Annotated in this window: 14 protein-coding genes; 6 read left to right on the top strand and 8 right to left on the bottom strand. The window is 58.3% G+C overall.

Annotated features, from left to right (window positions below):
- Positions 1–51: 51 nt before the first annotated feature.
- A complete protein-coding gene (locus tag HKD42_RS09870) occupies positions 52–936 on the bottom strand; it encodes an alpha/beta fold hydrolase (protein ID WP_170012915.1) in 885 nt (294 codons plus the stop codon).
- A gap of 96 nt (positions 937–1,032) precedes the next feature.
- Here HKD42_RS09870 and HKD42_RS09865 point away from each other — a divergent pair, with 96 nt between their 5' ends.
- Both HKD42_RS09865 and HKD42_RS09860 read left to right on the top strand, forming a co-directional pair.
- On the top strand, positions 1,033–1,347 hold the full coding sequence (locus tag HKD42_RS09865; protein WP_170012913.1) for a DUF6768 family protein: 315 nt from the start codon (positions 1,033–1,035) through the stop codon (positions 1,345–1,347).
- A gap of 245 nt (positions 1,348–1,592) precedes the next feature.
- On the top strand, positions 1,593–3,710 hold the full coding sequence (locus HKD42_RS09860; RefSeq protein ID WP_246236957.1) for a TonB-dependent receptor: 2,118 nt from the start codon (positions 1,593–1,595) through the stop codon (positions 3,708–3,710).
- 98 nt (positions 3,711–3,808) lie between these two features.
- Here the strand turns inward: HKD42_RS09860 and HKD42_RS09855 are convergent, their stop codons facing one another.
- The 5 genes from HKD42_RS09855 to putA all read right to left on the bottom strand — a co-directional run bounded on the left by HKD42_RS09855 (position 3,809) and on the right by putA (position 10,203).
- Positions 3,809–4,975 (bottom strand): saccharopine dehydrogenase family protein, encoded by a 1,167-nt coding sequence (locus HKD42_RS09855; protein ID WP_170012909.1) that lies wholly within the window; start codon positions 4,973–4,975, stop codon positions 3,809–3,811.
- A 65-nt stretch (positions 4,976–5,040) separates the two neighbouring features.
- A complete protein-coding gene (locus HKD42_RS09850; protein ID WP_170012907.1) occupies positions 5,041–5,877 on the bottom strand; it encodes an acyl-CoA thioesterase domain-containing protein in 837 nt (278 codons plus the stop codon).
- A complete protein-coding gene (gene dcd / locus HKD42_RS09845) occupies positions 5,874–6,428 on the bottom strand; it encodes a dCTP deaminase (RefSeq protein WP_170012905.1) in 555 nt (184 codons plus the stop codon). The genes HKD42_RS09850 and dcd overlap by 4 nt, the downstream gene beginning before the upstream one ends.
- Before the next feature lie 82 nt (positions 6,429–6,510).
- A complete protein-coding gene (locus HKD42_RS09840) occupies positions 6,511–7,041 on the bottom strand; it encodes a hypothetical protein (protein WP_170012903.1) in 531 nt (176 codons plus the stop codon).
- A 21-nt stretch (positions 7,042–7,062) separates the two neighbouring features.
- Positions 7,063–10,203 (bottom strand): bifunctional proline dehydrogenase/L-glutamate gamma-semialdehyde dehydrogenase PutA, encoded by a 3,141-nt coding sequence (gene putA, locus HKD42_RS09835; protein WP_170012901.1) that lies wholly within the window; start codon positions 10,201–10,203, stop codon positions 7,063–7,065.
- Positions 10,204–10,323: 120 nt separating this feature from the next.
- On the opposite strand from putA, the gene HKD42_RS09830 reads away from it, so the two are divergent.
- From HKD42_RS09830 to HKD42_RS09815, 4 genes are all read left to right on the top strand, one after another.
- Positions 10,324–10,776 carry a MaoC/PaaZ C-terminal domain-containing protein gene (locus HKD42_RS09830; RefSeq protein WP_170012899.1) on the top strand — a complete coding sequence of 151 codons (453 nt, stop codon included), beginning with the start codon at positions 10,324–10,326 and terminating at the stop codon, positions 10,774–10,776.
- 65 nt (positions 10,777–10,841) lie between these two features.
- Positions 10,842–12,773 (top strand): DUF3604 domain-containing protein, encoded by a 1,932-nt coding sequence (locus HKD42_RS09825; protein WP_343042308.1) that lies wholly within the window; start codon positions 10,842–10,844, stop codon positions 12,771–12,773.
- A gap of 30 nt (positions 12,774–12,803) precedes the next feature.
- Positions 12,804–13,613, top strand: coding sequence for a peptidyl-prolyl cis-trans isomerase (locus tag HKD42_RS09820; protein ID WP_170012898.1), 810 nt, complete (start codon positions 12,804–12,806; stop codon positions 13,611–13,613).
- Complete coding sequence (locus HKD42_RS09815; RefSeq protein ID WP_343042307.1) at positions 13,610–14,617, top strand: HupE/UreJ family protein; 1,008 nt, start codon at positions 13,610–13,612, stop codon at positions 14,615–14,617. Before HKD42_RS09820 ends, HKD42_RS09815 begins: the two co-directional genes overlap by 4 nt.
- On the opposite strand, the gene HKD42_RS09810 is transcribed toward HKD42_RS09815, so the two are convergent.
- Entirely contained in the window at positions 14,614–16,035 is a 1,422-nt protein-coding gene (locus HKD42_RS09810) for an efflux transporter outer membrane subunit (protein WP_170012896.1), read from the bottom strand. The two genes, HKD42_RS09815 and HKD42_RS09810, sit on opposite strands and share 4 nt — an antisense overlap.
- On the bottom strand, positions 16,032–17,084 hold the full coding sequence (locus HKD42_RS09805; protein ID WP_170012894.1) for an efflux RND transporter periplasmic adaptor subunit: 1,053 nt from the start codon (positions 17,082–17,084) through the stop codon (positions 16,032–16,034). Before HKD42_RS09805 ends, HKD42_RS09810 begins: the two co-directional genes overlap by 4 nt.
- Positions 17,085–17,113: the final 29 nt, after the last annotated feature.

Here is a 17,113-nt window from a genome sequence, read left to right as displayed (position 1 = left end):
GTCAACCTGTCCGCGCCGCCATCAACGGACGCTGACGTCCGGTTGCCCGCCCTACGCTGACTGTGCGTGCGCGGAGATATCATCCGCTATGGTATCGACCAGTTCCATCGGCAGATCATGCCCCCATCCCGGATAGGTCTTGATAGCTGCGCCGGGAATATGCGCGGCGGTATCGCGGCCGCCTTCTACGGGTACCAGCGGATCATCTTCACCGTGCAGTACCAAGGTAGGCACAGTGATATTTTTGATCATGCTGCGCCGGTCACCATCAGCGACGATCGCTGAAAGATGGCGTGTCGCGCCTTCGGGATAGACGCTGCGCTGGACGCTTTGACGGACCCGGGCGCGCAACTTTTCTTCTTCGGCCGGATAGCCGGGGCTGCCAATGGTACGCGACAGCTTCACCCCGTGATCGACCAACGCCTCTTCTTCCATGCTGGCCGGGCGAGTGATCAGGACTTTCATCGCTTCCTTTTTAGCAGGGGGCAGTTTGGCGTGGCCCGTGCTGGAAAAGACCGAGGTTAAAGACAGCGTTTTGGCGGCGTGTTTCACGGCAAAATGCTGGGCGATCATACCGCCCATACTTGCGCCAACGATATGCGCCTTCTCGATCCCGAGCGCATCGAGCAGCCCGGCGCCATCATCGGCCATATCAGACAAAGTGTATGGCACTTTGGGCGTGATCCCCAATTTGGTGAGGATCGTCATCTTGATAATGCCGGGCGCTTTCACCCCGTCAAACTTATGGCTGAGCCCGACATCGCGATTGTCGTACCGGATAACGCGAAAACCGCGCGAGACGAGCGCGTCGACCAATTCGATAGGCCACAAGGTCAATTGCGCGCCGAAGCCCATAATAAGCAGCATTGGCGGATGTGACGGGTCACCGTGCTCCTCATAGTGGATCGGAATTCCGTTGGCGGTGATTTGTGGCATTGCTCTCTCCGGTATATCTTGCAGCCTAAAGACCGCATTATGCAGCGCGCGACAAGAGCAGCCCCGGCAATTGAGCGATTTTTCTAACGGAGGGATATGATGGATAGAGAAAGTACACCCGAACAAGAGCCCGGATATTTCCGCCAAATCGCGGAATTGTTTCGCGGAGAGTTGGGCTGGGTCAGCTGGCTTCTGATGGCAGCGCAACTGATACTGTTCGCCGCGTCTCTCTATGCAGCGTGTCGGTTCTTTCAGGCGACAGATGTTCTGGAAGCGCTCCGCTGGGGCCTACCCTCCGCCACGCTGCTGATCATTGCGACCCTGACCAAGCTGACCCTATGGCCGAGCCTGCAAGCCAACCGTATTATTCGGGAAGTGAAGCGGCTGGAGGAGTTGCTCGCCCAGCGATAATGCAAGGGCAACCCCGATGGCGTGATCCCCAGCTCCATTGCGGCTTCGCTAACGCGGCATCCATCTTGCGGTTGATCGACGAATTGCCGCGTTTTGTCGGCTTCGCGACGATTGGCGCTTGCATCCCGGCTGGCATTCTCTAGAGCGAATGAGACGTTGTAACATTAATTAAAGGCATTTCTGTGATTCCTCTCAACACTTCCCGCTTACTTTTGAGTGCCTCTGTGCTGCCAATATGCATGGCGATGGCGCCAGCCACCGCCTTCGCGCAGGATACAGCCACAGCCGGTCAGCCGGCAGACGGCCAGATCGAAGACGACCTTCACAATCGCCGCCTCAATGCGAATGGGGAGATTGTGGTGAGCGCAGTGGGTATTACCCAGCTCGATATTCTTGCCGGTAGCGCCATTTTGGAAAGCACTGATTTGCAGCGTAATCTGGATGGCCAGCTTGGCACGGTGTTGGAAAAGCTGCCCGGCGTATCGTCAAGCGGTTTTGCCCCCGGTGCATCACGTCCGATCCTACGTGGTTTTTCAGGCGAGCGGGTGAAAGTATTGATCAACGGTATCGGTGCAATCGATGCTTCCAACACGTCGGATGACCACGCGGTGTCGATTGATCCCCTGAACGTGGAGCGGATCGAAGTTCTGCGCGGGCCTGCGGTTATTCTCTATGGCAGTCAGGCCATTGGCGGGGCCGTCAACGTGATTGATAAACGGATCCCGCAGCGCATTCCGCAAGAGGCGTTTCATCTTGATACCGTGCTCACGGCAGACACTGCTTCTAACCTTTTGCAAGGCGGGGCGTCGCTGGATGTTCCGATTGGCGAAAACTTTGTTGTGCACGTGAACGGTTCTTACCGCGATAGCGGCGATATTGATGTGCCGGGCTTTACCGCCAGCCCCGATTTGCGTGCAGATCTGCTGGCTGATGCCTTGGAAGAAGAAGGCGAAGGCGAGCTGGAAGAAGCTGAAGAGCTACGTGAAGCCGCCAATCAAAGCGGCAGATTGCCCAACAGCGCCGTCGAAACATGGACCGGCAATGTCGGTTTTGCGTTCATTCAAGGTGGCAGCAGCATCGGCGCATCCTTCGGCGTGTATGATACGCTGTACGGCGTGCCCGGAAACCCGGATGGCGGCCACCATCATGGCGAAGAAGAAGGCGAAGGCGGTGAAGAGGAAGAGGGCGAAGAGGTCGTCACCATCGATCTGCGCCAATACCGCGCTGAGATGGCCGGTACGGTTGCGCTTGGCGGCGGCTTTTTCTCAGAGCTGCGCACGCGGGTTGGCTATAGCGACTATACCCACACGGAATTTGAAGGCGACGAAGTTGGCACCGTGTTCGAGGTGCAGGGTTTTGAAGCCCGCGCAGAACTGATCCAGACACCAAGAGACAATTGGCGCGGGTCATGGGGCCTTCAATACACCTACCGTGATTTTGAAGCGATTGGTGAAGAGGCTTTCGTCCAGCCGAACCGTACAGACCAATTCGCGGTATTCGGTTTGCAAGAATTCGACCTGACCAACAATATCCAGTTGGAAGGCGCACTGCGCTTTGAACAAACCGACGTCAGTTCCGACACACTGGCCGTTGACCGCAACTTTGATACTGTTTCAGGCGCTGTGTCATTGGCGTATGAAACCGAAGGGGGCTTGCGCTTTGGTATCACCGGTTCCCGCGCAGAACGGGCGCCAGCGGCTGAGGAACTGTTTGCCGATGGTCCGCATATCGCCACGCAGACTTTTGAAATCGGCGATGTTAATCTGGACACCGAAAAAGCATGGGGCATCGAAGCCTTCCTGCGCGGCAATATCGGCCCGGCAAGCGTCAACTTTGCCGTGTTCCATAATTCATTTGATGACTTCATCTTCCTGTCTGGCACAGGTCTGGAAGAAGACGATCTGCCAGTTTTTGAATTCCGTCAGGAAGATGCTGACTATTTCGGTATTGAGGGGCAAATCACTGTGCCGCTGATCGATAGCGGTCCATTCACATTGCTGGCCGATCTACGCGGCGACTATATTCAGGCAGAGCTGTCTGACGGAACACCGCTGCCGCGTATTCCGGCGCTGAATTTCCTTGGTGCTTTGGAAGCGCAAACTGGCCCGTTTGACGCGCGAATTGAAACGCAATGGTTCGACAGCCAGACTGATGTTGCGCCATTTGAAACCGCGACAGACAGCTTCACATTGGTGAACGCATCGCTCGCTTGGCGGCCCTTGCAAGACCGGTCGAATGTGACGGTGATGGTCCAGGCGGACAATATCTTTGATGCAGAAGGCCGTCGTCACACGAGCTTCACTAAAGAATTCGTCCCCAATATCGGGCGTAATTTCAAAGTGAGCGTGCGCACCAGTTTCTAAGCGCATTGCGGACAAAGACAAAAAGCATAAGGGGCGCGGCAGAGATATCTGCCGCGCCCCTTTATCATGGTACTACCTGTTAACTGGTTCTACCGGGCCTACTCGGCCGAGAATGTAATCTCTGCATGATCTTCGAGACGCTGGACCAGCGCTTCGCCCAGGAATGAACCCGGCGTGCCAATGCCGCCTTCCTTGTCGCAGGACAGTAAGCCAATACAGGTCTCTGTGATCATCCGGCTGGTTGAGCCATAGCCCGGATCATATTTGCCTTTAACGCCAAAGTGGATGCTTTCGCCATCCGCCATTTCACCAACAAACAGCACATCATAGAAACCGTTCTCACGCTCTTCCTTGCTGGGTCCTTCGCCCGGCTTGGGCGGTTTTGCCCCAAACGGGTTTTTGAGCATTTCGGCTGCGGCCTTGGCGGCTTTCTCGCCCATTTCACCCGCGCTGGTCAGCATCATTTCATCATATTTGAAATCTTCGCCATAGGGGTGGCCCAGCAGGAAGTTGGTGCGATGCACGTTTTTGGTGTTGATCGCAGCCATGATGAAAGGCGCGGCCCATTTGCCCAGACCCGCGTCATATTCCGGGATCATGCCGCTGGGCTGGTTGGGCCCTTCAAAGCCCGGCGTCAGACCGAAAGAGCTTTGCAAAATCGGGATCAGTTTGGGGTTTTTGGCGATCGACTTCATCGTTTCGGTCAGGCTGGCTGCGGTGCCGCCGCTAAATGTTCCCTGCATCGCGCGCACGCGGCCCTTAACCCGCGGTGCGGGCTTGCCGAACTTTGCGACAGCTTCTTTCTGCAGCATCAAGACGCCCAGATCGAACGGGATCGAATCAAACCCGCTGGAGAAACAGATGCGCGCGCCGCTGGCTTTGGCTGCCTCGTGATGTTGGTCAATCTTTTCGCGCATCCAGCCCGGCTCGCCGCAGAGATCAGCGTAATCAGTGCCGGTTTTGACGCAGGCCTCGACCAGTTCATTGCCGTAAACCTGATATGGCCCAACCGTGGTCAGAACCACTTTGGTCCGGTTACACATGGCTTCCAAGCTGGCTGGATCGGCCGCATCGGCCACGATCAGCGGAGTATCTGCCGGTGCACCGATCAAATCGCGCACTTCTTCCAATTTGGCTTGGCTACGGCCCGCCATCGCCCATTTAGGGCCATCATCACGGCTGCCATAATGGTTGGACAGATATTCAGCGACCAAGCGCCCAGTATAGCCGGTTGCTCCATAAACAACGATATCAAATTCGTTCATGCATACTCTCCTAAGTTGCCACCTGAATGGGCGCGCAATGTCAGAGAGTCAAAGCCGCTACGGCACTATGCGTTCCCGATTGCGCCCCCAATTGCGCTGTCGGGCTCCCAATGTTCCACTGGCACACGCGGCAGCACGCCGGTTTGGCTGGATATTGCCAGCAGCGTGCCGTCTTCTGCGTAGTGCCGGGCTTGCCCGGACACGGTGCCGCGATCAAACGCGGCGAGTTCGGTTACGGTCAGCACCCATCCCGGCGGGGCGGCTTGAATGAAACGGAAGGTCGCATCGAGGCTGGAGCCGGTGCGTGTTCGCGGGTGCGCGCCCAAGAAAAAGTCGGATACCAATGCAAGGAACGGCGCATCCAGCGCGAATCCGGCGCGGGACCGTGTCCACACCGCTTCGATACCGCGATCCGGATCATCCAACGCAACGCGGCGCTCCACTTGGCCAATCAGATTGTCATCCGTCCCGTTAGGATCAGGAAGTTTCTGCTCCAGATCATCGGGGTGCGGCACGGCGGGCATCCGGGCAAAGATATGGCTATCGGACGGTTCGCGCGCACCCACAGCGGCGCTAATCCGTTGGAAGTGCCGTTCGCCAGATGTGATATCGACGGCCCATTGGCCGATACTGCGCCCGCCGCCCAATTGCTCGCAGCTGATTTCCAATGTTTCAGCGCCGTGTGATGGTGCCAGAAATTGGATGGTAGCCCACAGCAAGGGCATCTCGCTCGCCTGCTGCAAAGCATCGATTCCGGCAGCCAAAGCGACGCCGCCCATGACAAAGGGGTTGCCGTCAGGCCCAACGGTAGCGGGCCGTGTAACCGGTAAAATAAAGCGCCCGGCATCTGCGTGCCCGTGCGGATCGGGCAGTGTGTGCCAGAAAGGCGCTTTGGCGATCACAACTTCGGCAGCGTCACGCCTTTTTGGCCCATATATTTGCCCGCGCGGTCGGCATAGGTCACTTCGGGCCGGTCATTGCCTTTCAGGAACAGGAACTGGCACGCGCCTTCATTGGCGTATATTTTCGCAGGCAGCGGGGTGGTGTTGGAAAATTCCAGCGTGACATGGCCTTCCCAGCCCGGCTCCAGCGGTGTCACATTCACAATGATGCCGCAGCGTGCATAGGTGCTTTTGCCAAGGCAGATCACCAAAACGTCTTCTGGGATACGGAAATATTCCACCGTCCGCGCCAGCGCGAAGCTGTTGGGCGGAATAATGCAGACATCGGTTTCGCGGTCGACAAAGTTTTTGGGATCAAATTCCTTGGGATCAACCACGCTGCTGTCGACATTGGTGAATATCTTGAACTCGGGCGCCACGCGCGCATCATAGCCGAAGGAACTGAGCCCGTAAGAAATACATCCGTCACGCCGTTGTGCTTCCACAAACGGTTCGATCATTGCATTGTCCTGCGCCTGAGCGCGGATCCATTTATCGTTGAGAATCGCCATGCTGCTGTGATTCCCGAAGCAAGCAGACGGAGCAAGTCATGCGCGGTCTTTTTTGCCGGATTCGTTCCGGAACGGGTATGGCCTACCGGATACGTTTGGCACCCAGATCGGGATTAAGCGCAGCAATATGGTTGAGCCATTTCTTGGGCCGCCGCAGCATCTTTTTGGGATAATCGACCTTCAAACCGGCAATTTTTGCCATCGCACCAACGAAATGGATGCAATTGCGCGTATCCAGATCATAATATTTGCCCGGCTGATCACGCCATGCGCGCATTGTGGCGCGCACCCGTTCCACCTGTGCATCGGTTAACGTGACAGAGAAATGCCGATTGGTCTTTTTGATGTATTTCTGGTCTTCCACCATGATGTCATGTTCAACCGGGCCGGACAGAATGGCGGTTGAGACTTTCTTGGCAGTGAAGCCGTAATTCTCGTCCACCGCAGCGCCGCTGCCCTGCATCGTGCCTTTGAGGACCACGAAAGTGTGCGGGTACCGGCCAAACAGAACCGAGCCGTTAAAGCTATGGAAGCTCATGGTTACTTCCGCCGCAGCAGGCAGTGACCATCCCGAAACCAGCAATGCGGCAATAAGCGAGAATAGACGGATCATATGCAGTAGCTTAATCTGCCGTCAGCTGGCGAGCAAGCTGGCATTCCCGCCCGCTGCTGTCGTGTCGATACACACAACGCGCTCGGTTGCGAAGCGCGCGACATAATGCGGCCCGCCCGCTTTCGGGCCGGTTCCTGATAGGCCTTCCCCGCCAAATGGCTGGCTTTCCACCACCGCGCCGATCTGGTTGCGGTTGACGTAGAAATTGCCGACCTTTGCTTTGGCTTCCACCAGCCGCCGTGTTGCTTCGATCCTGCTATGCAGCCCCAGCGTTAAGCCAAAGCCGGTTGCGTTGATGTCCTCTATCACCTGTTCCAGCTCATCCGCCTTAAAGCGTGCGACGTGGAGGATCGGCCCGAAATTCTCGCGCTTGAGATCAAGGATAGAATCGATTTCGATAATGGTCGGCGCGACAAAGCAGCCGGTCGTGCCGGTACCCTTGGGCAATTTGCGCCGCCATACAGTGCGGCCAGCCTTCTTGCGGCGCGCAACATGGCGTTCGAGCGCGGCCTTTGCATCAGGGTCGATAACGGGACCGACATCGGTAGAAAGCAGGGTAGGGTCACCAATATCCAGCGCATCAAACGCGCCCCAGATCATGGCGAGGGTTTCGTCAAAAATGTCCTCTTGCAGATAGAGCATCCGCTGCGCGGAACAGCGCTGCCCCGCGCTTTGGAAAGCGCTGGCGATTACATCGCGCGTCACCTGTTCGGGCAGGGCGGAACTGTCGACAATCATCGCGTTCTGCCCTCCGGTTTCCGCAATGAAGGTAGCGATGGGCCCCTCCCTGGCGGCCAGCGAACGATTGATCGCGCGGGCCGTATCGGTTGATCCGGTGAACGCGACACCGGCAAGGCGCGGGTCGGACGTGATCATCTCGCCGACATCGCCTGCCCCCGGCAGCAATTGGAATACAGCCTCAGGAATGCCCGCCTGATGGCAGAGCTTCACCGCCAAGGCCGCAATCAAAGGGGTTTGTTCAGCAGGTTTGGCGACCACGGTATTGCCCGCTGCCAGGGCCGCTGCGGCCGGGCCGATAAAGATAGCCAGCGGGAAATTCCACGGGCTGATAGTGGCAAATACCCCGCGCCCGGCCATGCTCAGCCGGTTTTCTTCCCCGGTCGGGCCGGGCAGCATTACCGGCTGCGTAAACATTCGCCGGGCTTCACCTGCATAATAGCGCAGAAAGTCCACTGCCTCGCGGAGTTCCAGCACAGCATCAACCAGAGTTTTGCCCGCTTCGCGCTGGCACAGCGATAGAAATTCGGCGCTGTTCTGTTCAAACAGATCGGCAGCCGCCTCCAGCAAGAGCGCGCGTTTTTCACCGCCGAGGCCATTCCAGCCCGCCTGAATGTCGGATGCCTGTGTGATGGCGTTGGTGATTTCTTCGGGCAGCGAATCCCGCCGCGTGCCGACCTCTTTGCCCAGATCTTGTGGCTTGTTGATCGGAGCGATCTCTGCCTCAAAATCAGGGTCATCGCTGCAAAAGGTTGGCTCGGCAGTCCAGTGTACATCGTCCAATTCCGCAAGCCGCGCTGCCAAGGGATCATGCTCCAGCGGATTGGACAGATCGATCCCGGCGCTATTGATCCGGCCCGGGAATATATTTGCGGGCAGCGGGATGGCCGGATTGCGTTTGGGGTTGAGGCCAGACAGTTCAGCTACGGGATCTCCGGCTAGTTCTATCGCGGGCACTTCGGCGTCTGCCATCCGGTTGACGAAGGATGAATTGGCACCGTTTTCCAGCAATCGGCGCACCAGATAGGCCAGCAAATCCTTGTGTCCGCCCACCGGTGCATAGATGCGAACCGGTGTCGGGCTGGGTGCCTCGCGCTTGGCAAGCTCTTCAAAAATATCTTCGCCCATGCCGTGCAGACGCTGGAATTCAAACGCCCCTTGGTGTGCGCCAGCCAAGGCTTTGATCGCGCCCACAGTGTAAGCGTTATGGGTGGCGAATGCCGGATAAATTGCATCGCGGGCATTCAGCAATTTCGCCGCGCAAGCGAGGTAGGAGACATCGGTCGCCACTTTGCGGGTAAACACCGGATAATCTGTAAACCCGCCGACTTGGCTGACCTTGATTTCGGTATCCCAATAGGCGCCTTTGACCAGACGAACCATAAATTGCCGGTCATATCGGCGGGCAAGCTTGATCACCCAATCGCACAGCGGCGCTGCGCGTTTCTGATAGGCTTGGATCGCCAGGCCGAACCCTTGCCAGCCGGTGGGGGTGCCATTGGCGAACACATGATCATCCGCTGCAAGCGTTTCGATGATGTTCATCGACAGCTCAAGCCGGTCTGCTTCTTCGGCGTCAATGGTGAAGTGAATATCCGCATCGCGCGCTTTGATGGCGAGCGCTTTCAGGATCGGCAGCAGCGCCGCCTTGGCAGCGTCTGCGTGGAGATAATCATATTTGGGATATAGCGCAGACAGCTTCACCGAAATGCCGGGTGATTGCCCGACACCGCCGGCAGCTTCCTGCGCCAGACGTTCAATCGCCGCTTCGTATGACACACGGTATCGTTCCGCATCGGCAAACGTCATCGCCGCTTCGCCCAGCATATCGAAGCTATGGGTCAGGCCCTGTTTACGCTCCGGTGCTGCGCGCTTCAGCGCCTCTTCAATGGTCCGGCCAAAGACAAATTGACCGCCCAGAATGCGCATGGCCTGCAATGTGGCTTTCCGGATAACGGGTTCCCCCAGCCGGCCCACGGTGCGTTTCAATGTCGCGCCCATTCCGCGCTGATGTTCATCCGGGCGTTCCAGAACTTCGCCGGTCATCATCAAAGAGAAAGTGGCCGCATTGACGAAGGTGGAAGAGCTTTCCCCCAGATGCTCGCTCCAATCAATGTCGCCAATCTTGTCCCGGATGAGCGCATCCGCAGTCTCTACATCTGGCACCCTGAGCAGGGCCTCTGCCAAGCACATCAGAGCAATGCCCTCTTCAGTATTGAGGCCAAACTGATGGAGGAATGCATCGATCCCACTGGCTTTTCGCTTACGCGCGCCTTCCACCAAGCTGATCGCCAATTCGGCGGCTTCTTGATGGAGTTTGCTAGCAGGTGCTGCCTGCTGTATTCGCTCCTCCGCACACGCATTCTCGTCTTGGCGATAGGCCAAACGAAACTGGGTACGATCAAGCGGCGCGGGTTTGGTCATCAGCGACTCTTTCTATGATGGTATTTCCAGCGATCTGGACCTAGTTTCAATTGCAATCAAGTCTTGTGACGCGCGGGCGGCTGGCGCATGGATGAAAAGTGAATTGTAAGGAGAGCGCGTGTGGCCGGACGGTATTTTGACGAGTGGGCGATTGGCGACCGGATTGATCACGAAATTCGCCGCACCGTTACGGAAACAGACAATCTGTTATTCTCCACCATGACCCACAATCCGCAGCCCCTGCATTTGGATGCAGAAGCGGCGAAGGAATCCGAATTTGGCCAGATTTTGGTCAATGGCACTTTCACTTTCTCCTTGATGGTTGGCCTGTCCGTGGGCGACACGACCTTGGGAACATTGGTCGCTAATCTGGGCTATGATGCCTTGGTGATGCCCAAGCCGGTGTTCATCGGCGATACGTTGCGAGCGACCAGCGAAGTGACAGCTTTGAAAGAGTCCAAGTCACGCCCCACTGCGGGGATTGTAACGTTCCAACATGAACTGCTTAATCAGCGTAACGAAGTGGTTGTCCGGTGCAGCCGTTCCGCATTGCTCAAAAAGTCCCAGCCTTGACCTAAGCGTAAACTCTGGCACTGTTTGCGCTGGAATCACCGATAAGCGTGATCGTGGAGGGGCATGTGAAGAAGTATCTTGGAATCGCGGCAGTCATTGTACTGATTGCTGGGGCAGGCTGGTGGTTGTTTGGCCGTGATAATCCAGAGGCGACAGCGCGTCAGGTTGCCAATGCCGAAGCCAGCGTTGAACTGACCCCCTATCCGCAGCAGGTTTTATGGGGTGACACCCATCTTCACACAGACAATTCGATCGATGCATTCGGGTTTGGTACCCGGCTTGGGCCTGAGGCGGCTTTGCGGTTCGCGCGCGGCGAAAAAGTAACCGCGACCAGCGGTATGGAGGCCCAGATTGCGCGGCCGCTCGATTTCTTGGTGATTGCCGATCACAGCGACGGGCTTGGTGCAACGCGCCGGTTATATGATGCACCGCGTATCGCCATTCAGGATCCGACCCTGCTCAAGTGGCACGACATGATGCACGAATCGCCAGAACAATCGCAACGGGCGATTGGCGAACTGATTACTGCTGCCTCCAATGGCACCTTGCCAGAGGCGCTGCGCGATCCTGAAAATCAGGAAAAGGCGACGCGGACTATCTGGACCAAGCATCTGGCCACACTCGACAAGTTTTATGATCCCGGCACTTTCACGCCGATTGCAGGCTATGAATGGACATTGATGCCGGGCGGGAACAATTTGCACCGCGTGGTGATGTACCGGGATGGCTATGACAAGACATCCAAAACATTGCCTTTCCCCGGGCTGGACGGGCAGGTTGATGGCTTGTTCGATTATATGGACGCTTATGAAGAGGCAACCGGCGGCCGGGTGCTGGCAATCCCGCATAATTCCAACCTGTCCAATGGCTTGATGTTTGAGCTGACTACCCCTGATGGTGGCCCGATGACGGCGGAATATGCGCGCAAACGTGCGCAAAGAGAGCCGGTGGTTGAGGCAACACAGATCAAGGGCGACAGCGAATCGCATCCGTTTCTTTCACCCAATGATGAATTCGCGAACTTTGGCGATGTCGGGTGGGAGATTGGCAATCTGTCTTTGACCGAAGCCAAAGAAGATTCTCAACTGGCTGGTGAATATCTGCGTGAAGCGTTGAAGCGCGGACTGTCGATTGAACAGCAAACCGGTGTGAACCCGTATAAATTCGGGATGATCGGCTCGACCGACAGCCACACCAGTCTGGCCACGGCTGACGAGGATAATTTCTTCGGCAAGCATACCGGCAATGAACCCAATGGTGAGCGGGCCAATGCGCCGCAAAATTTGGGAACCCGGGTGGGCCGTTTTGGCTGGCATTATCTCGCCAGCGGTTATGCGGCGGTTTGGGCCAAGGGAAACACCAGAGCCGAAATTTTCGATGCCATGATGCGGCGGGAAGTGTACGCCACCACCGGCCCGCGCATGGTGGTGCGTTTCTTTGGCGGATATGATTTTTCCGACAATGATTTCACTGCTGATTGGGTGGAAAACGCCTATACTAAAGGCGTGCCAATGGGCGGGGAATTGTCTGATAATGGCAGCGCTCCGCAATTCATTGTATCAGCCTTGAAAGACCCCGACGGTGCCCATCTGGACCGCGTTCAAATTGTCAAAGGCTGGATCACAGCCGATGGCGCGCTGCGCGAGAAAGTGTTCGATGTTGTCTGGTCCGACATGGATTCCCGCCGGCCCGTGGGCGGCAAAGTGCCCGGCGTTGGCGATACAGTAGATCGCGCGGCAGCGACCTATACCAATGATATCGGGGCCCCTGAATTGCAGACAGTCTGGGCCGATCCGGAATATAGCGAAGGGCAGAATGCGTTTTATTATGTCCGCGTGCTGGAAATCCCGACTCCGCGCTGGACCCTGTTTGACGCGGTCCGGTTCGGTTTTGAATTGAGCGCGGAGGCGCTGGCCGATTCTGTGTCTCAGGAACGGGCGTACACATCACCCATATGGGTCGGGCCGCCAGCAACCGATGCAACGCAAGAAAGCTAGATCACGGCCTGATATCGGGGCAAAAATATCATGACGTTACCCAACTGGGCCCGTGAGCCATTGGTGCATTTTTTGGTCGCCGGTGCTGCGGTTTTTGCGTTCTTTGTCTGGAAAGGCGAACCCGCTGATCCGGCCAGCCGCGATATCACCATCACGCAGGAAGATCGCGCGCGACTGTCTTTGCAGTGGGAACAGATGATGCAACGCCCGCCCACCGATGCAGAGCTGGACAGCCTGACCGAAACCTGGCTGCGGGAAGAGGTGCTGTACCGCGAGGCGTTGCGGCTGGGTTTAGACCGCGATGATGCAGTGGTCCGCAAACGGCTCGCCAATAAGATGGACTATTTGGCGACCAGTATCGCGGAAACCGCCCAGCCTTCCGATCGCACATTGGAAGCATGGCTGGCGGACAATCCGCACCGCTTTGCAGACGATACTACCTACAGCTTTGATCAGCTGTATTTCGCTGACAAGGATACTGCCATTGCAGCTTTGGAAAGCCTGTCAGGCGGCCAGAACGGGGCGGATATGGGCGACACCATTTCTCTGCCGGGGACGATGGATGCTGGCACGGCCGGGGCCATCGAAAGGCAGTTTGGCATTGCGTTTCTGGAGGGCTTGAACGGCGGTAAGCCATCACCGGATTGGACCGGGCCGGTGCCATCAGGGTTCGGCTGGCATCTTATCCGGCTGCGCGCCCGGACTGCGGGCCGCGTGCCCCCTTTGGTCGATATTCGGGGCCGGGTGGAAAGTGACTGGCGCAATGAAACTCTGGCCCAGCGGCGCGATGATGCCTATCAATTGCTGCGCGATGCCTATCAGGTGGATATCCAAAAGTGAGATGGATTGCCGCCTTTCTGTTGGCGATGATGTGTTCGGTGCCAGCCCAAGCTGATGAGCTGAGGCCCGGCTATCTTGAACTGACCGAAACCCAATCCGGCATATGGTCGATCGGTTGGAAATTGCCTTATACCACCCCGCCTACCGACGCGCCTTCTCCGCCCATTCTACCGGATAATTGCGAATATTCGGGCGAGGCAAAGGTCGGTACCGCAGCAGCTGCGATCATCGGGTCAGCGACTGCCGGGTGCGAAGGGTCTATTGCCGGTAAAGCATTTTCCATGCCCGGCTTAACCGGCCAAGCAGATATGCTGGTCCGGATCCAACCGCTGGAAGAACCGGCGCAGGCATTGCGGCTGACGGCGGCCAATCCTGAGGCAGTGATCGCAGTGCAGCCCGACACTGCGCAGGTGCTCAAAACCTATTTCATATTGGGGGTCGAGCATATTTTGGCGGGCTGGGATCACTTGCTGTTTGTGATCGCATTGGTCTTGCTGGTGCAGAGCTGGCGAATGGTTGTGGCGGCTGCGACTGCCTTTACCCTCGCGCACTCCATCACGCTGGCGGCGGCTGCGCTAGGCTTTGTCGGTCTGCCCGGCGGGCCGGTGGAGGCGTTGATCGCGCTGTCGATTGTGTTCCTTGCAGTGGAAATTTTGCGCGGCGCAGACGAAGCCGCCGACACGCATCTTGATATCCGCACACCCCGCACATGGACGCGGCGCTTCCCGTGGATTGTGGCGTTTCTGTTTGGCCTGCTGCACGGCTTCGGCTTTGCCGGTGCGCTGACATCAATTGGCTTGCCGGAGGGAGATATTGTCGCCGCATTGCTGGCGTTTAATGTGGGGGTTGAGGCGGGCCAATTGCTAGTGGTTGCGGCGGTGCTGGCGCTGCTCGCCCTTATTCGCAAAGCCGCCAGCGCCGCGATGGAACCAGCGGTCCGGATTGCATCTTACGGCATCGGCATTACCGGCGCCTATTGGCTGATCGACCGGGTGGCGATTTAGCGCGCGATACGTCCTTCATTGCCGCCCAATGCCTGCCATAACAGAACCCGCGCCCGCTCTGCCCGGCCGCGTGCGGCAGCGGCCCGTTCGCCCGAACTATCGGCCACGCGGCGCGCATCGAGTACGGTGAGGAAATTGGCCAGACCGGCGCGAAAACGCACATCGGCAAGTTCTGCGGCGCGGGTCGCGCTGGCTTCCTCGCGCATCGCGGCTTGCAGCTCCCGGTCCGCTGCCGCGACCAGGCCATATGCCGCTTCGGCATCGCCCAGCGCGCCAAATACCGCGCCGCGATAGGCTTGGAAGGCGGCCTGTTTATCCGCCGCCGCGCTGTCGATTTGCGCCTGTATCCGGCCAAAATCAAACAATGGCGCAAGCAGCGATCCGCCCGCCGAACCGGCTATCGCATCATCATCAAGCAGAGTGCTGGTGTCGAAAGTCAGCAGACCAAGCGCCGCCGATAGCGTCAATTGCGGGAAACGGTTTGCAGCAGCGGCGTAGAGATCCGCGTCACTCGCGGCGAGCCGTGCGGCGGCTGCCTGCACATCGGGACGGCTGGTGAGCAATGCAGATGGTGCGCTTGCGGGTGCTGCGGGTGTACTCGCGCCGGGGGCAAGCAGTCTCAACGCATCGCGGACTTGCTGGCCGGATTGCGCGGTTAATGCCACCAATCGCCCGATAATCTGCGCCCGCTGGCTATCCAATGCGCTGATCCGGCTTCGGCTTTGCTCGGCAGCGGTTTCTGCGCGGACCCGGTCAAAGCCGGGCGCAATTCCGGCGCGCTCGCGAATATCGGCCAGAGCGACGAGCGATTCGGCTGCAACCAGATCCTCGCCCAGAGCATCCTCGCGCGCTGACAAAGTACGCCAGTCAATCACCGCCCCGGCAATTTCCGCAAGGATCGAAATACGCACGGCGGCGGCGTCGGCTCCGGCGGCTTCGGTCAGGCTGAGGGCAGATCGTTCCTGCGCGCGCAAGCGGCCAAACAGATCGGGATCCCACGCGGCGGACAATGTTCCGCCATAGGATAATTGCTCGGTATCGATGGAAAATCCGCCGGGCAGATTGTCGCCAAATTGCGCGGCATTGGTCCGCGTGCCAGTGGCCGATACGCTGCCGCTCACCGATGGCATCCGGTTTGCGCCTGCACCCGAGGCGCGCGCTCTCGCGCTATCGACCCGTGCGGCGGCTTCCAGAATGCTCGGCCCGTTGTCCAAGGCTGCCTGCGCCAAGGCTGTGAAGGCCGGATCGGACACCGGCAGCAATGCTGCGACTGTGGCCGTGTCGCTGGCGGCGGCGCTGAAGGCAAAACTTTGCGGCAGTTCGGGCGGCGGTGTCGCGATCTCGGGGGCCGGTCCCGCGACACAGGCGCTCACAGCCAGACTAGCCGCAGCGGTTAGCAATAGATGCGCGCGTCTCATTCGCCGTCGCCCTGTTCTGCGCCCTTGTCACCGCTTTCGGCGGTTTTTTCAGCGGGCCCGTCTTCAGCAGTCTTGTCTCCCTTGGCCGGAATAAACGCATCGACTTGCTGCCCGACACGGAAAAGCCCGTCTGTCTCGGGCAATTGATAGAGCACTTGCAGCACCCGCACATCGACCCGCTCGGCGGCTGAATTTGTCAGCGATGTTTTGGGCACAACCAGCGGTTCCGCCCGGACAAAGCTGGCTTGCACTTGCTCACCTGCCGCGCCGCGCGGGGAGACGGTGGCGGGCGCGCCCATGCTGACGCGGTTGATATCCGCCTCGTCAATATCGATCCGGATATAGAGCGGGCGCGTTTCACCCATGCGGATAAAGGGCGCACTATTCCCGCCGCCCTGCGTGGAAACAAATTCGCCCGGACGGATATTCACGGCGAGAATTTCCCCCGCCATTGGTGCGCGAACGGTCAAACGGCCCAGCTCTGTCCGTGCGCTTCCCGCGCGGGCTTCCGCCGCATTGAGGCGCGAACGGGCGAGCTGCAGGCGGCTATTCGCGGCGCTCGCTTCGCCCTCGGCGCGGATGACTTCGGATCGCGAGACAGCGGCGGCATCTTCAACCTGGCGGTACAAAGCCAATTGCTGCTGCGCTGTGCGGCGCGCGGTTTGCGCTTCATTGATCGAGGCGCGCGCTTCGGCGATGGCGGCGTTGCTTTCGTTCAGACTGGACCGGATCGCGCGGTCATCGACCGTAAACAGCACTTGGCCTTTTTCCACGAAGTCACCGGCCTGCACACGCAGGTCGGTAATGATGCCCGGCAGTGCGGTGCCGATATCGACCAGTTCGCTGGACGGCTCCACCAGACCGGCTCCGGCAACGCGCGCGGAATCTGCGAGTTGACCGCTGGCGCGCGGCGGCTCCTGATCGGGGTCCGACAATTCACGGTCGGGCAAGCCATTCCAGATAAAGATGGCGGCGATAATGAGGCCAATCACCGCAATGACGGGTAGCACTTTGCGCGAGAAGCTGAAATTTTCAGGGAGCAATGCCATCGGTTGGTTCCTTGGGCTTTATCGGGCGG

The organism is Pontixanthobacter rizhaonensis, assembly GCF_012972675.1.
In the GTDB taxonomy this organism is placed as follows: Bacteria; Pseudomonadota; Alphaproteobacteria; order Sphingomonadales; family Sphingomonadaceae; genus Pontixanthobacter; species Pontixanthobacter rizhaonensis.
The sequence above is the reverse complement of the archived record's forward strand: the minus strand, read 5'-3'. Positions and strand labels throughout refer to the sequence as shown.

Excerpts from the sequence above, each read along its gene's own strand:
- HKD42_RS09870 (WP_170012915.1), bottom strand. The coding sequence starts at position 936 with ATGCCACAAATCACCGCCAACGGAATTCCGATCCACTATGAGGAGCAC.
- HKD42_RS09865 (WP_170012913.1), top strand. The coding sequence starts at position 1,033 with ATGATGGATAGAGAAAGTACACCCGAACAAGAGCCCGGATATTTCCGC.
- HKD42_RS09860 (WP_246236957.1), top strand. The coding sequence starts at position 1,593 with ATGGCGCCAGCCACCGCCTTCGCGCAGGATACAGCCACAGCCGGTCAG.
- HKD42_RS09855 (WP_170012909.1), bottom strand. The coding sequence starts at position 4,975 with ATGAACGAATTTGATATCGTTGTTTATGGAGCAACCGGCTATACTGGG.
- dcd (WP_170012905.1), bottom strand. The coding sequence starts at position 6,428 with ATGGCGATTCTCAACGATAAATGGATCCGCGCTCAGGCGCAGGACAAT.
- HKD42_RS09840 (WP_170012903.1), bottom strand. The coding sequence starts at position 7,041 with ATGATCCGTCTATTCTCGCTTATTGCCGCATTGCTGGTTTCGGGATGG.
- putA (WP_170012901.1), bottom strand. The coding sequence starts at position 10,203 with ATGACCAAACCCGCGCCGCTTGATCGTACCCAGTTTCGTTTGGCCTAT.
- HKD42_RS09820 (WP_170012898.1), top strand. The coding sequence starts at position 12,804 with ATGACGTTACCCAACTGGGCCCGTGAGCCATTGGTGCATTTTTTGGTC.
- HKD42_RS09810 (WP_170012896.1), bottom strand. The coding sequence starts at position 16,035 with ATGAGACGCGCGCATCTATTGCTAACCGCTGCGGCTAGTCTGGCTGTG.
- HKD42_RS09805 (WP_170012894.1), bottom strand. The coding sequence starts at position 17,084 with ATGGCATTGCTCCCTGAAAATTTCAGCTTCTCGCGCAAAGTGCTACCC.